15 protein-coding genes are annotated in these 13,677 nt (G+C 59.5%); 11 read left to right on the forward strand and 4 right to left on the reverse strand.

Annotated features, from left to right (window positions below):
• Nucleotides 1–755, forward strand: a 755-nt coding sequence (locus ACXRVY_RS02100; RefSeq protein WP_458236989.1) for an exodeoxyribonuclease III, incomplete at its 5' end; no start/stop codon positions are given.
• Between the two features lie 106 nt (nucleotides 756–861).
• On the opposite strand, the gene gltS is transcribed toward ACXRVY_RS02100, so the two are convergent.
• The 3 genes from gltS to rph all read right to left on the reverse strand — a co-directional run bounded on the left by gltS (nucleotide 862) and on the right by rph (nucleotide 3,570).
• Nucleotides 862–2,067 carry a sodium/glutamate symporter gene (gltS, locus tag ACXRVY_RS02105; RefSeq protein WP_458236990.1) on the reverse strand — a complete coding sequence of 402 codons (1,206 nt, stop codon included), beginning with the start codon at nucleotides 2,065–2,067 and terminating at the stop codon, nucleotides 862–864.
• A 383-nt stretch (nucleotides 2,068–2,450) separates the two neighbouring features.
• Nucleotides 2,451–2,819, reverse strand: coding sequence for a DUF4870 domain-containing protein (locus ACXRVY_RS02110; protein WP_007996522.1), 369 nt, complete (start codon nucleotides 2,817–2,819; stop codon nucleotides 2,451–2,453).
• Between the two features lie 28 nt (nucleotides 2,820–2,847).
• Nucleotides 2,848–3,570 (reverse strand): ribonuclease PH, encoded by a 723-nt coding sequence (gene rph / locus ACXRVY_RS02115; RefSeq protein ID WP_223460458.1) that lies wholly within the window; start codon nucleotides 3,568–3,570, stop codon nucleotides 2,848–2,850.
• Nucleotides 3,571–3,838: 268 nt separating this feature from the next.
• Between rph and ACXRVY_RS02120 the strand changes: the two genes are divergently transcribed.
• The 6 genes from ACXRVY_RS02120 (at nucleotide 3,839) to ACXRVY_RS02145 (ending at nucleotide 9,145) form a co-directional block, all read left to right on the forward strand.
• Nucleotides 3,839–4,702 carry a YicC/YloC family endoribonuclease gene (locus ACXRVY_RS02120; RefSeq protein WP_115948392.1) on the forward strand — a complete coding sequence of 288 codons (864 nt, stop codon included), beginning with the start codon at nucleotides 3,839–3,841 and terminating at the stop codon, nucleotides 4,700–4,702.
• 12 nt (nucleotides 4,703–4,714) lie between these two features.
• A complete protein-coding gene (gene gmk / locus ACXRVY_RS02125) occupies nucleotides 4,715–5,335 on the forward strand; it encodes a guanylate kinase (protein WP_223460460.1) in 621 nt (206 codons plus the stop codon).
• 166 nt (nucleotides 5,336–5,501) lie between these two features.
• Nucleotides 5,502–5,765, forward strand: coding sequence for a DNA-directed RNA polymerase subunit omega (gene rpoZ, locus ACXRVY_RS02130; RefSeq protein WP_007921129.1), 264 nt, complete (start codon nucleotides 5,502–5,504; stop codon nucleotides 5,763–5,765).
• A 57-nt stretch (nucleotides 5,766–5,822) separates the two neighbouring features.
• Nucleotides 5,823–7,928 carry a bifunctional GTP diphosphokinase/guanosine-3',5'-bis pyrophosphate 3'-pyrophosphohydrolase gene (gene spoT / locus ACXRVY_RS02135; RefSeq protein ID WP_223460463.1) on the forward strand — a complete coding sequence of 702 codons (2,106 nt, stop codon included), beginning with the start codon at nucleotides 5,823–5,825 and terminating at the stop codon, nucleotides 7,926–7,928.
• Nucleotides 7,929–7,956: 28 nt separating this feature from the next.
• Nucleotides 7,957–8,337 (forward strand): RidA family protein, encoded by a 381-nt coding sequence (locus tag ACXRVY_RS02140; protein ID WP_003229509.1) that lies wholly within the window; start codon nucleotides 7,957–7,959, stop codon nucleotides 8,335–8,337.
• A gap of 67 nt (nucleotides 8,338–8,404) precedes the next feature.
• Nucleotides 8,405–9,145 (forward strand): hypothetical protein, encoded by a 741-nt coding sequence (locus ACXRVY_RS02145; RefSeq protein ID WP_458236991.1) that lies wholly within the window; start codon nucleotides 8,405–8,407, stop codon nucleotides 9,143–9,145.
• A 139-nt stretch (nucleotides 9,146–9,284) separates the two neighbouring features.
• Here ACXRVY_RS02145 and ACXRVY_RS02150 read toward each other — a convergent pair whose 3' ends face one another.
• Nucleotides 9,285–10,142: an SDR family oxidoreductase gene (locus tag ACXRVY_RS02150; protein WP_223460467.1), complete on the reverse strand. Its 858-nt coding sequence runs from the start codon at nucleotides 10,140–10,142 to the stop codon at nucleotides 9,285–9,287.
• A 188-nt stretch (nucleotides 10,143–10,330) separates the two neighbouring features.
• Here ACXRVY_RS02150 and exbB point away from each other — a divergent pair, with 188 nt between their 5' ends.
• The 4 genes from exbB (at nucleotide 10,331) to ACXRVY_RS02170 (ending at nucleotide 13,672) form a co-directional block, all read left to right on the forward strand.
• Nucleotides 10,331–11,275, forward strand: a complete 945-nt coding sequence (gene exbB, locus ACXRVY_RS02155) for a tonB-system energizer ExbB (RefSeq protein WP_223460469.1) — start codon at nucleotides 10,331–10,333, stop codon at nucleotides 11,273–11,275.
• A gap of 6 nt (nucleotides 11,276–11,281) precedes the next feature.
• Entirely contained in the window at nucleotides 11,282–11,710 is a 429-nt protein-coding gene (gene exbD, locus ACXRVY_RS02160; RefSeq protein ID WP_108217242.1) for a TonB system transport protein ExbD, read from the forward strand.
• A complete protein-coding gene (locus ACXRVY_RS02165) occupies nucleotides 11,707–12,456 on the forward strand; it encodes an energy transducer TonB family protein (RefSeq protein WP_015097375.1) in 750 nt (249 codons plus the stop codon). The genes exbD and ACXRVY_RS02165 overlap by 4 nt, the downstream gene beginning before the upstream one ends.
• Before the next feature lie 286 nt (nucleotides 12,457–12,742).
• On the forward strand, nucleotides 12,743–13,672 hold the full coding sequence (locus ACXRVY_RS02170) for a hydrogen peroxide-inducible genes activator (RefSeq protein WP_008000272.1): 930 nt from the start codon (nucleotides 12,743–12,745) through the stop codon (nucleotides 13,670–13,672).
• The last annotated feature ends 5 nt before the right edge of the window (nucleotides 13,673–13,677 follow it).

Genomic DNA, 13,677 nt, shown 5'->3' on the forward strand with positions numbered 1-13,677 from the left:
ATGGTATTCAGGCTGCAGTCGAGCGTGGTTTGCTCAGTTGGCTGCAAGCACAGAATGCCGACGTCATCTGCCTGCAGGACACCCGTGCCTCCGCCTTTGAACTGGATGACCCAGCCTTCCAACTGGATGGCTACTTCCTTTATGCCTGCGATGCCGAAGTCCCCGCCCAAGGCGGCGTGGCTTTGTATTCGSGGTTGCAACCGAAGGCTGTCATCAGCGGTCTCGGTTTCGAGACGGCCGACCGCTACGGGCGCTACCTGCAAGCCGATTTCGACAAGGTCAGCATCGCGACCTTGCTGCTCCCTTCGGGGCAGAACGGCGATGAAGACTTGAATCAGAAGTTCAAGCTAATGGACGACTTCGCCCGTTATCTGGATAAACAGCGGCGCAAACGTCGCGAGTACATTTACTGTGGCTCGCTGTATGTGGCGCAACAGAAGCTGGATATCAAGAACTGGCGCGACAGCCAGCAATCTCCGGGCTTCCTGGCACCTGAACGTGCCTGGATGGACGAGATTGTCGGCAACATGGGTTATGTCGATGCCCTGCGTGAAGTCAGCCGTGAAGGCGACCAGTACAGCTGGTGGCCAGACAACGAACAGGCGGAGATGCTTAACCTCGGTTGGCGCTTCGACTATCAACTGCTGACCCCAGGCCTGCGCCGCTTCGTGCGTAGCGCACGCTTGCCACGCCAGCCGCGGTTCTCGCAACACGCACCGCTGATCGTGGACTACGACTGGACGCTGACGATCTAAGTGATTTTTCACTGAGCAGTCTGATAGACAGTCGAAAAAATGCCCGTATCGYRAGATACGGGCATTTTTTATGYGCTCTATCCAGGGGCTCCCAGCGACCTGAACTTCAAGCCGCGGCGATAAACGGCAGTGCAAGGTACAACTTGATCACGATCGCATTAATGATGTCGATGAAGAAAGCACCCACCATTGGCACCACCAGGAAGGCTATCTGCGAAGGTCCGTAGCGCTGTGTCACCGCTTGCATGTTAGCGATGGCTGTTGGCGTGGCACCCAGTCCAAAACCGCAGTGCCCTGACGCCAGTACAGCCGCATCGTAGTTACTGCCCATCATCCTGAACGTCACAAAAATCGCGAACAGTGCCATGACCAGCGTTTGTGCAGCCAGGATGATGAAGATCGGCAAAGCCAGTGCAGCCAGATCCCACAGCTTGAGCGACATCAGAGCGATCGCCAGAAACAGCGACAAGCTGACGTTCCCCAGCACTGAGACTTCACGCTCAAACACCTGATACACGCCAAGCGCCGAAAGCCCGTTTCGTAAAACCACGCCCACGAACAACACGCAAACGAATGTCGGCAACTCAAATGCGGTTCCTTGAAGCCACCCATTCAGGAGTGAGCCCGTCAGCAGGCTGACCGCGATCAGAGCCAGTGTCTCGACAAGTGAAAATGACGTGATCGAGCGCTCTTTGTTCGGCTGCTCAAAACCCTTGGGCAACCGTGGCTTTTCCTGCTCGAGGCCGGGTGTCTGGACACGGCTGATGAGCAGGCGGGCAACCGGCCCACCAATCAAACCGCCCAGCACCAGGCCAAACGTCGCAGAGGCCATGGCCAGTTCAGAGGCAGACGCCAGACCGAACTTCTCGCTGAACGTCGCCCCCCACGCAGCACCTGTACCGTGGCCGCCTGCCAAGGTAATCGAACCCGTCAGCAAGCCCATCAAGGGATCGAGCCCCAACGCCGTTGCGAGTCCGATGCCCATCGCATTCTGGATCACCAGAAGTCCGACAACCGCCAGCAGAAAGATCCCCACGAYGCGCCCGCCCTTCTTCAGGCTGGCGAAGTCTGYACTCAAGCCGATGGTGGCAAAAAACGCCAACATCAAGGGAGTTTGCAGCGAGGTATCAAATCGGATTTCAAAATCGAGGGTTCTCAAAGCCAGAAGGCCCAAAGCAACCACCAGGCCGCCTGCTACAGGCTCCGGGATATTATAAATACGTAAAAAGCCAATACGTGAGACAAGAGCGCGCCCCAGCAAAAGTACTAAAGAGGCGGCAACAAGTGTTCCATAAAAATCGAGCTGAAGCATTTGGGATATTCTTGCCGTAACATTCAGGGGCGAACTTTTTACCTGGGCACGCCTCTTGAACAGGTTGATCCATCTCAACACTGACTAGTATTGGATTCAGAGGCCGTCAATGGTCCGAATATATCGAAATATTTCATTATAAATATTACTTGCGGCAACTTTATCAATCGCCAAGCCTCATTGCCAAGCATACAAGCTGCACTGAGCTTTGCAGTTTGTGACTAAACGTGTAAGAAGTTTTATTTGCACGAATGAACTTCGCTTGAACAGCGAGCGACCAAGTACGCAACATTAGAGATTAATCTGATTGCAAAAATACAAATGCCCCAACATGTCGGGGCATTTGTATTGAACTGCGCTTAAAACAGCATCAGCGTCCTGGCTTACTTGATCAACCGCCAGGTGAACGGATACCGATAAGGCTGCCCTTCATTGGCCTTCACCCCGGCGATGATCGTCAGCACCAGCGCACCGATGGCGATCAGGCCAAACAGGAAGAACCCGATAATCACCACCATCAGCAAGAAGCAAATGGCCGAGGCAATGGCGACGGAGATCTGAAAGTTCAGCGCTTCCTTGCCCTGAGCATCGATGAACGGGTCCATCTCGCGCTTCATCTGCCAGAGAATCAGCGGGCCGATGATCGTGCCAAACGGAATCCAGATCCCCAGCAAGGCGGACAAGTGGCAAAACATGGCCCACTGACGCACCTCTTGGCTCGGCGTGGGCAGTGGCAGTTGCTCATCACTCATGGCGTCCTCCTTGCCTGGAGCAGTCCGGTCAGTCGGCCAATGCGGCCTTTTGCAGTTCGAAGATCTCGTTCATGCCTTTCTTCGCCAGCTCGAGCATGGCGTTCAACTCTTCAGGCTGGAACGGCGCGCCTTCGGCAGTGCCCTGGACTTCGATGAAACCACCAGCGCTGGTCATCACCACGTTCAGGTCCGTCTCGGCGGCCGAGTCTTCCAGGTAGTCGAGGTCAAGCACCGGCTCACCCTTGTACATGCCCACGGAGACAGCAGCGATCATCTGTTTGACCGGGTCACCACCCTTCAGGCCGCCACGCTTCTTGATGACTTTCAAGGCATCGATCAGCGCAACCATGGCACCGGTAATCGAAGCCGTGCGGGTACCGCCATCGGCCTGGATCACATCGCAGTCGACGTACAGGGTGACGTCGCCCAGCTTGGACATGTCCAGCGCAGCGCGCAGGGAGCGACCGATCAGACGCTGGATTTCCAGGGTGCGACCACCTTGCTTGCCACGGCTGGCTTCACGCTGGTTACGCTCGCCGGTAGCACGCGGCAGCATGCCGTACTCGGCAGTCAACCAACCCTGGCCCTGGCCTTTCAGGAAACGCGGTACGCCCGGCTCAACGCTGACGGTGCAGATGACCTTGGTATCACCGAACTCGACCAGCACAGAACCCTCGGCGTGTTTGGTGTAGTTGCGGGTGATGCGGATCGAGCGGAGCTGATCGGCAGCGCGACCACTTGGACGTATCATAGGGAGTACCTGTACTGGGGACGGAAAACTGCGGAGCATTATAGAGCCGCCGGCCGCCACTGGGCACGTCTAAAAAATTCCGCCGACGACCGAGGGCTCTGCACCGCACGTCGGCGAAGGCCTGCCGCTCTTTGTCACACCGTGTGTTTGGGCGCATCCGCGCCACTGCGCTACAATCCTGCGCCTTTGCCGTCAGTCGGCTTTAATTCATTGATATCGGATTCCCGGAACCTCGGTTCGGTGCCGATCTGCATTGCGAGGTACCGCCATGGTGCACAGCATGACCGCCTTCGCCCGCGTCGAAAACGCCGGCGTCCAGGGCACCCTGAGCTGGGAGCTGCGGTCGGTCAACAGCCGCTACCTGGAACCCCACCTGCGCCTGCCGGAGTCCTTTCGCGACCTCGAGGGCGCTGTTCGTGAAGCCCTGCGCCAGGGTATATCGCGGGGCAAGCTCGAATGCACCCTGCGCTTCACCGAAGAAAACACCGGCAAGGCGCTGCAAATTGATCAGGAACGTGCCGCGCAACTGGTCGCCGCCGCCGAGACCATCGCCAGCCTGATCAAGAACCCGGCTGCGCTGAACCCGCTGGAAGTCCTGGCCTGGCCCGGCGTACTGGTAGGCGACGCCATCGATCCGCAAGCCTTGAACGCCGAAGCGCTGGCTCTGTTCAATCAGGGCCTCAAGGAACTCAAGGCCGGCCGCGAGCGCGAAGGCGCGGAGTTGGCGCGGCTGATCAACGAGCGTCTGACCTCCATCGAAGACGACGTGGTGACTTTGCGCGAACTGGTCCCGCAAATGCTCGCCACCCAGCGCCAGAAAGTCCTCGACCGCTTCGCCGACATGAAGGCCGAGATGGACCCGCAGCGCCTGGAACAGGAAATGGTCATGCTCGCGCAAAAAAGCGACGTCGCCGAAGAACTGGATCGCCTGAGCACCCACATCATCGAAGTTCGCCGGGTGCTCAAATCCGGCGGCGCTGCCGGTCGGCGCCTGGACTTCCTGATGCAGGAACTCAATCGCGAAGCCAACACACTGGGCTCCAAAGCCTTCGACCCGCGCAGCACCCAGGCTGCGGTCAACCTCAAGGTGTTGATCGAGCAGATGCGCGAACAAGTGCAGAATATTGAGTAAGGCTACCCCGACATGACACACAGCACTGGCACCCTGTACATCATTTCCGCCCCTTCTGGCGCGGGCAAGAGCAGTCTGGTCAAGGCCCTGACCGACGCCGATCCGGAGATCCGCGTCTCGGTCTCCCACACCACCCGCGCCATGCGCCCCGGTGAAGTGAATGGCGTGAACTATCACTTCGTCGACCGTAGCGAGTTCGTGAAAATGATCGAGCACGGAGATTTCCTCGAGCGCGCCGAAGTGTTCGGCAATCTCTACGGAACTTCGCAAAGCCACCTGCAGCAGACCCTGGACGAAGGCCACGACCTGATTCTGGAAATCGACTGGCAAGGTGCCGAGCAAGTGCGCAAGCTGATGCCTCAGGCCCGCTCGATCTTCATTTTGCCGCCGTCATTACAGGCCCTGCACCAGCGCCTGACCAATCGCGGCCAGGACAGTGACGAGATCATTGACGGCCGGATGCGCGAAGCCGTCAGCGAAATGAGCCACTATGTCGACTACGACTACTTGATCATCAACGACGATTTCGCCCACGCACTGCACGATCTGAAGGCGATTTTCCGCGCCAATCAGCTGATTCAGAAACGCCAGCAGCAGCGCCACGGCAAATTACTTGCTGAATTGCTTGCCTGACAGCTCTTCCCAAAACAGCTGCAAGGGCTTTACATTGGTACTTGCAGCGCGTTGAAGGGCTTGGTCAAAAAATCAGCGCTTCCCTAATCGCTGGTGATTTTTTAAACTGTTGAGTCCGCTCGCCCATCCGGGCAGCGCGCATATTGCATTTGCTACGAGGAAGACCATGGCCCGCGTAACCGTTGAAGACTGCCTAGAACACGTGGATAACCGCTTTGAGCTGGTCATGCTCTCTACCAAGCGTGCCCGTCAACTGGCCACCGGCGGCAAAGAGCCGAAAGTAGCATGGGAAAACGACAAGCCTACCGTCGTCGCCCTGCGCGAAATCGCTGAAGGCCTGATCGACTACGCAGCTATCGCCGAAGCCGAAATCGTTGAAGATGAACCGCTTTTTGCTGCATTCGAGGACGAGTCCAACGAGGCCGTCTAAGCCTATGCCTGGTCGACGTAGCACGGCGCGGGATAAAAGCTTACGGCAGGAGATATCATGCCGAGCATAGACGCCCTCGCCGATCGCTTATCGACCTACCTCGGCAAGGACCAGGTAAACCTGGTCCGCCGAGCGTATTTCTACGCCGAACAAGCCCACGACGGCCAACGCCGCCGTAGCGGCGAGGCGTACGTCACGCACCCACTCGCGGTTGCGAATATTCTTGCCGACATGCACATGGACCATCAGAGCCTGATGGCTGCAATGCTGCATGACGTGATCGAAGACACCGGCATTGCCAAGGAAGCGCTGCAAGCGCAGTTCGGCGAAACCGTGGCCGAACTGGTCGACGGGGTCAGCAAACTGACCCAGATGAATTTCGAGACCAAGGCGGAAGCCCAGGCTGAAAACTTCCAGAAAATGGCCATGGCCATGGCCCGCGACATTCGCGTGATCCTGGTCAAGCTAGCCGACCGTCTGCACAACATGCGCACCCTGGAAGTGTTGTCCGGCGAAAAACGCCGACGCATCGCCAAGGAAACCCTGGAAATTTATGCGCCCATCGCCAACCGGCTGGGCATGCACGCCATCCGCATAGAATTCGAAGACCTCGGTTTCAAGGCCATGCACCCGATGCGTTCCGCGCGGATCTACCAGGCGGTCAAACGCGCCCGGGGCAACCGCAAGGAAATCGTCAACAAGATCGAAGAGTCCTTGAGCCACTGCCTGGCTATCGATGGCATCCAGGGCGAGGTCAGCGGCCGGCAGAAACACCTCTACGGCATCTACAAGAAAATGCGCGGCAAGCGTCGGGCCTTCAACGAGATCATGGACGTCTACGCGTTCCGGATCATCGTCGACAAGGTCGATACCTGCTACCGCGTGCTGGGCGCTGTACATAATTTGTACAAGCCACTGCCGGGACGCTTCAAGGATTACATCGCGATCCCCAAGGCCAACGGCTATCAGTCGCTGCACACCACGCTGTTCGGCATGCACGGCGTACCGATCGAGATCCAGATCCGCACCCGCGAAATGGAAGAGATGGCCAACAACGGCATCGCCGCCCATTGGCTGTACAAATCCAGTGGCGACGAGCAGCCCAAAGGCACCCATGCCCGCGCCCGCCAGTGGGTCAAAGGCGTGCTGGAAATGCAGCAACGCGCCGGCAACTCGCTGGAGTTCATCGAAAGCGTGAAGATCGACCTGTTCCCGGACGAGGTCTACGTGTTCACCCCCAAAGGCCGGATCATGGAGCTGCCCAAGGGCTCCACCGCGGTCGACTTCGCTTACGCAGTGCACACCGACGTGGGCAACAGCTGTATTGCCTGCCGAATCAATCGTCGTCTCGCGCCGCTGTCCGAACCGCTGCAAAGCGGCTCCACGGTCGAGATTGTCAGCGCCCCCGGCGCCCGCCCGAACCCGGCCTGGCTTAACTTCGTGGTCACCGGCAAGGCGCGCACGCACATCCGCCACGCACTGAAACTGCAACGCCGCTCCGAATCCATCAGCCTCGGCGAACGCCTGCTGAACAAGGTCCTCAACGGTTTCGACAGCGCGCTGGAGAAAATCCCGGCTGAACGCGTCAAGGCCATGCTTACCGAGTACCGTCTCGAACTGATCGAAGATTTGCTCGAAGACATCGGTCTGGGCAATCGCATGGCCTATGTGGTGGCCCGCCGACTGCTGGGCGAAGGCGAACATTTGCCAAGTCCGGAAGGCCCGCTGGCGATTCGCGGCACCGAAGGCCTGGTGCTCAGCTACGCCAAGTGCTGCACGCCGATCCCGGGCGACCCGATTGTCGGCCACCTGTCCGCCGGCAAAGGCATGGTCGTGCACCTGGATAATTGCCGCAACATCAGCGAAATCCGCCACAACCCGGAAAAATGCATCCAGCTCTCGTGGGCCAAGGATGTCACCGGCGAATTCAACGTCGAGCTGCGCGTCGAGCTGGAGCACCAGCGCGGCCTGATCGCCCTGCTGGCCAGCAGCGTCAACGCGGCCGACGGCAATATCGAGAAAATCAGCATGGACGAACGCGATGGTCGCATCAGCGTGGTCCAGTTGGTGGTCAGCGTGCACGACCGCGTGCACCTGGCCCGCGTGATCAAGAAACTGCGCGCCTTGTCCGGGGTGATTCGCATCACCCGCATGCGTGCATAGCTCGCCAACACATTACAAGGAGTCATACATGACCAAGACTGTTATCACCAGCGACAAGGCCCCGGCCGCCATCGGTACTTACTCCCAGGCGATCAAGGCTGGCAACACCGTTTACATGTCGGGTCAGATTCCCCTGGACCCAAAAACCATGGAACTGGTTGAAGGCTTCGAAGCCCAGACCGTCCAGGTGTTCGAGAACCTCAAGGCCGTGGCTGAAGCCGCTGGCGGTTCGTTCAAGGACATCGTCAAGCTGAACATCTTCCTCACCGACCTGAGCCACTTCGCCAAGGTCAACGAGATCATGGGCAAGTACTTCGACCAGCCTTACCCTGCCCGCGCCGCCATCGGTGTAGCAGCCCTGCCAAAGGGTTCGCAGGTTGAAATGGATGCCATCCTGGTCATCGAGTAATGCGAGCGGCGCAGCCCCAATCTGCGCCGACTGCTCTGCTGTAAAGAAAGCTTGAAAGGATTCCACCATGCGCAACGCGCTCGCTCTCTCGCTGCTCGCCCTGTTCCTGGGCGGATGTGCCAGCAACCCTGCCGATCGTGATGTCAGCGGCACCTGGATCAACCAGGTGGCGATCGATGCTGCAGCCAAAGGTGTCCCCCTGCGTGAAGCGCTCCAGGCCTATGGCCCGAATCTGGAATGGGACATCAACACCAAGGCCAGTCAGGCCCGCTACACCAACGGCTTTGAAAACGTCGAAGGCAAACTGCTGGGTGAAGAGTCCGGTGCCTGGAAAGTCGACTTTTATGGCAGTTCGGCCAGCGAGCTGAAGCGTGACGGCAAGCAACTGAGCCAGTCCGCCAGCGACAACGAGCCCGAAYAGGTCTTCGACCGCGCCCAGATCCCGGTGCCGGAGGGCGCTCCGATCGGCGCCAGCTTCGAGCGTGCACTGTATTCAGCCTACATGGGCGGCGGCTGGACAATCGTCAGCGGTCCCGGCGAAGGCAGCAACGTGCAATTCCAGGCCGATGGCCAGGTGACCGGCCTGCCAGGCAGCGACCGCTATGCGTTGTGCCTGGCCGGCGATTGCGCATCCATGAGCGGCGGCAACGACAATATGTGGCTGCAACAAAATGGCCAGGGCAACGCCTGGATCTTTGCGCGCAAGGGCAAGGAACTGGAGATTTTCCAGACCGTGAACACCGCGCAGGCGGACGAGATGCCCTCGTTCACCCCGGGTGAGCGCAAGTGGTTGCTCGAAAAGCAGTAAGCGTCCGTTGAGAAAACCACAAAACACTGTGGGAGCGAGCTCGCTCGCGATGGCGGCATAACAGTCAACGATGATGTTGGATGTTATGGCCTCATCGCGAGCAAGCTCGCTCCCACAGTTGTTTCAGAGTGCCTGAAAGTCAGCAGCGCCCCTCAAGAATCGCCGCATACCCCTCGCGAAAACTCGGGTACTTCGGCTTCCAGCCCAAGGCCTTCGCCCGCGAATTGCTGCAGCGCTTACTGCCAGTGCGACGCACGCTGTCGTCATCGGCCCATTCGGTCACACCCAGATACTCACGCAACCAGCCCACCACATCCGCCAGCGCGGCCGGTGCGTCATCGACGCCGATGTAGACATCATCCAGCGCCACGCCACGCCGATCCGCCTCAAGCAGGCACGCCATCAACCCAGCGGCATCGTCGGCATGAATCCGATTGGCATACAACGGCGGATCGGTTACCACGCGATACCCCCGACGAACCTGAGTCAGCAGCCACTCACGGCCCGGACCATAAATGCCGGTCAGGCGCACGATACTCGCCGGAATTCCGCTTTTGAGGGCAAGCTGCTCGGCTTCGAGCATCACACGCCCGGAATAGCCCGCCGCCACGGTCGGTGAAGTCTCGTCGATCCATTCGCCATTCTGCTGACCGTAAACACTGCTGCTGGAAACGAACAACAGGCGATTGGGCATCTGCCCGTAGTCGTTCAGCCACTCCAGCACATGCTCCAGACCCTGGATATACGCAGCGCGGTAGCCGGCTTCGTCGTGATCGGTGGCCGCCGCGCAATACACCAGATAATCCACCGCGCCGATTGGCCAGGTAGCCGGGCAGTCTTTGTCGAACAGGTCACCGGCAACACCGATGACGCCCTTGGGCAGACGTGAAACGTCGCGTCGCAGGCCATGGACCTCCCACCCCGCCGCCAGCAATTGTGTGGCCAGGCGGCTGCCGACGTCACCGCAGCCGGCGATCAAAACAGTAGGCGCAGACATCAGAAAACTCCCATCGGAAAGCCACAGACTAGCGCCGGCAATAGACARGCGGCTAGCAATGCAGGAAAAAAAGAGACGCTATTACTTTTGTTAACAAGAATTAATTGCAATAATGCCTCCCCACTTTTGTTCTCGGCCTTCGAGGCCTGGAAGAACATCACCCGTTTTTTCTCTCAGGTCCGGCCAGCATGACACGCAATCAATTCTCCGCTTCGCCAACCAATCGACCTCGCGCCTGGAGCGCGGTGGCCGCCCTGCTCCTCAGCCTGATGCTCGCACCAGTCGCCGCTTTCGCCGATGCCCAGGTACCCGCTACTCCGGCCGCCGCTACAGCACCTGCACCGGCCGCGACCGATCCTGCCCAGGCAGCACCGGCAGAAACCTTGGGTGAAGACGTTCCTGAAGTCCTCGAAGCCGACAACACCCTGGGCATGGCCCATGACCTGTCGCCGTGGGGCATGTACAAGAATGCCGACATCATCGTGAAAATCGTGATGATCGGCCTGGCCATCGCCTCGATCATCACCTGGACCATCTGGATCGCCAAGGGTCTTGAGCTGATGGGCGCCAAGCGTCGACTGCGTGGTGAAATCGCCCAACTGAAAAAATCTGCCTCCCTCAAGGAAGCCAGCGTCACTGCGGCGAAGGAAGGCACCCTGGCCAACCTGTTGGTACATGACGCCCTCGAAGAGATGCGCCTGTCGGTCAACAGCCGTGAGAAAGAAGGCATCAAGGAACGCGTCAGCTTCCGTCTTGAGCGCCTGGTCGCGGCCTGCGGTCGCAACATGAGCACCGGTACCGGCGTACTGGCGACCATCGGCTCGACTGCGCCGTTCGTCGGTCTGTTCGGCACCGTGTGGGGCATCATGAACAGCTTCATCGGCATTGCCAAAACCCAGACCACCAACCTCGCCGTCGTCGCTCCAGGCATCGCCGAAGCCCTGCTGGCTACCGCGCTGGGCCTGGTTGCAGCGATCCCGGCAGTCGTGATCTACAACGTCTTCGCCCGCTCCATTGCCGGCTACAAGGCCCAGGTGTCCGACGCTTCGGCACAGGTCCTGCTGCTGGTCAGCCGCGACCTCGACCACCAGCCTGAGCGCAGCTCGCAACCGCACATGGTGAAAGTGGGGTAATCGGCCATGGGCCTGCATTTGAAAGAAGGGGCAGACGACGATCTGTCCGAAAACCACGAAATCAACGTCACGCCGTTCATCGACGTGATGCTGGTGCTGTTGATCATCTTCATGGTGGCGGCCCCTCTGGCCACCGTGGACATCAAGGTCGACCTGCCCGCCTCGACCGCCAAACCGGCGCCGCGGCCAGAGAAACCGGTGTTCCTCAGCGTCAAGGCTGACCAGCGCCTGTTCCTCGGCGAAGACGAAGTGAAGGCCGAAGCACTCGGCGCCACGCTCGATGCCAAAACCCAGGGCAAGAAAGACACGACAATCTTCTTCCAGGCCGACAAAGGCGTGGATTACGGCGACCTGATGAGCGTGATGGACAACCTGCGCTCTGCCGGTTACCTGAAGGTGGGTCTGGTCGGTCTCGAGTCGGCAGCCAAAAAATGATCACGACGCGCCATAAGCTGACGCGTTACAGCGGTAGCCTGGCCGTGGTGCTGGGTGTTCACGCGCTGGCCATCGCGCTGGCGCTGAACTGGTCCGCCCGTCCGCCCATCGAATTGCCCCCTCAGGCAATGATGGTCGAGTTGGCACCGGTTCCTGCCCCGCCACCGCCTGCTCCGCCGAAGGTAGTCACCCCGCCGCAGCCACCGGCTCCGGTTGAAGAACTGCCGATACCCAAGCTCGCCGAAGCGCCGAAAGCTGAAATTGCCGTGCCCAAGCCGGTCAAACCCAAGCCGAAGCCGCAGCCGCCCAAGCCGGTAGAGAAGAAACCCGAACCGCCGAAGGAAAAGCCGGCCGAAGAGAAACCGGCCGAAACGCAACAGACTCAGGCGCCAACGGAGAAATCCGCGCAACCTGCGCCCGGCCCTTCGCCGGCTCAACTGGCGGCCAAGGCCAGTTGGCAAGGCACGCTGCTGGCGCACCTGCAGAAGTACAAAAAGTACCCTGCGAGCGCACAGGCGCGGGGCAAGGAAGGCATGAACCGCTTGCGTTTCGTTGTGGATGCCGAAGGCAATGTACTGTCATTTGAGCTGGTAGGCGCCTCGGGCACTGCCGATCTGGACCGGGCCACCCTGGAAATGATCCGCCGCGCCCAACCGCTGCCCAAGCCACCGGCCGACATGCTGACCAATGGCTCCATCGAAATTGTTGCACCCTTTGTTTACTCGCTGGAAAAACGCCGGCGCTAAAAAACACCGCCAGCCCATGTGGGAGCGAGCTTGCTCGCGATGAGGGCATAACATTCGACATCTACGTTGAATGTTAAACCGTCATCGCGAGCAAGCTCGCTCCCACAGAGGTTTCTGCCAGCAGGAAGGTCGCGTTCCAAGCCCAAAAGGCACCGAAAGGTGCCTTTCGCTTATCTGCCAGCGGCAATCCGGCATTGTCCGGTGTCACTCGACACACTCAGTCTGATAACGTGCGTCTATCGATTGCAGCCGGTATGCTTGGCCCGCAACTTCATGGACGCTTGCTATGACTCTTACAGAATTACGCTACATCGTTACCCTCGCCCAAGAGCAGCACTTCGGCCACGCGGCCGAGCGTTGCCACGTCAGCCAGCCGACCCTTTCGGTGGGCGTGAAAAAGCTTGAAGACGAACTCGGTGTGCTGATTTTCGAGCGCAGCAAAAGCGCCGTGCGCCTGACCCCAGTCGGCGAAGGCATCGTTGCCCAGGCGCAAAAAGTGCTGGAACAAGCCCAGGGCATCCGCGAACTGGCCCAAGCCGGCAAGAATCAACTGACCGCCCCGCTCAAAGTCGGCGCGATCTACACCGTCGGGCCTTACCTGTTTCCGCACCTGATTCCACAACTGCACCGGGTCGCCCCGCAGATGCCGTTGTACATCGAGGAAAATTTCACCCACGTGCTGCGCGACAAACTGCGCAACGGCGAACTCGACGCGATCATCATCGCCCTGCCGTTCAATGAAGCCGACGTGCTGACCCTGCAACTCTACGACGAGCCGTTCTACGTGCTCATGCCAGCGCAGCACCCGTGGACGCAAAAAGAATCCATCGACGCCAGCCTGCTCAACGACAAGAGCCTGCTGCTGCTCGGCGAAGGCCACTGCTTCCGCGATCAGGTACTGGAAGCCTGCCCGACCCTGACCAAAGGCAACGACGGCGCCAAGCACACCACGGTGGAATCCAGCTCCCTGGAAACCATTCGCCACATGGTCGCGTCCGGCCTGGGTATTTCGATCCTGCCGTTATCGGCAGTCGACAGCCATCACTACGCCCCCGGCGTGATCGAAGTGCGCCCGCTCTCGGCACCCGTACCGTTCCGCACCGTGGCCATTGCCTGGCGCGCCAGCTTCCCGCGTCCGAAGGCGATTGAAATCCTCGCCGACTCCATTCGCCTGTGCTCGGTGGCCAAGCCAGCGACGCAAGTCGCTGCGGGCTAAGCAAC

It is taken from the genome of Pseudomonas sp. P5_A2_2, assembly GCF_054177685.1.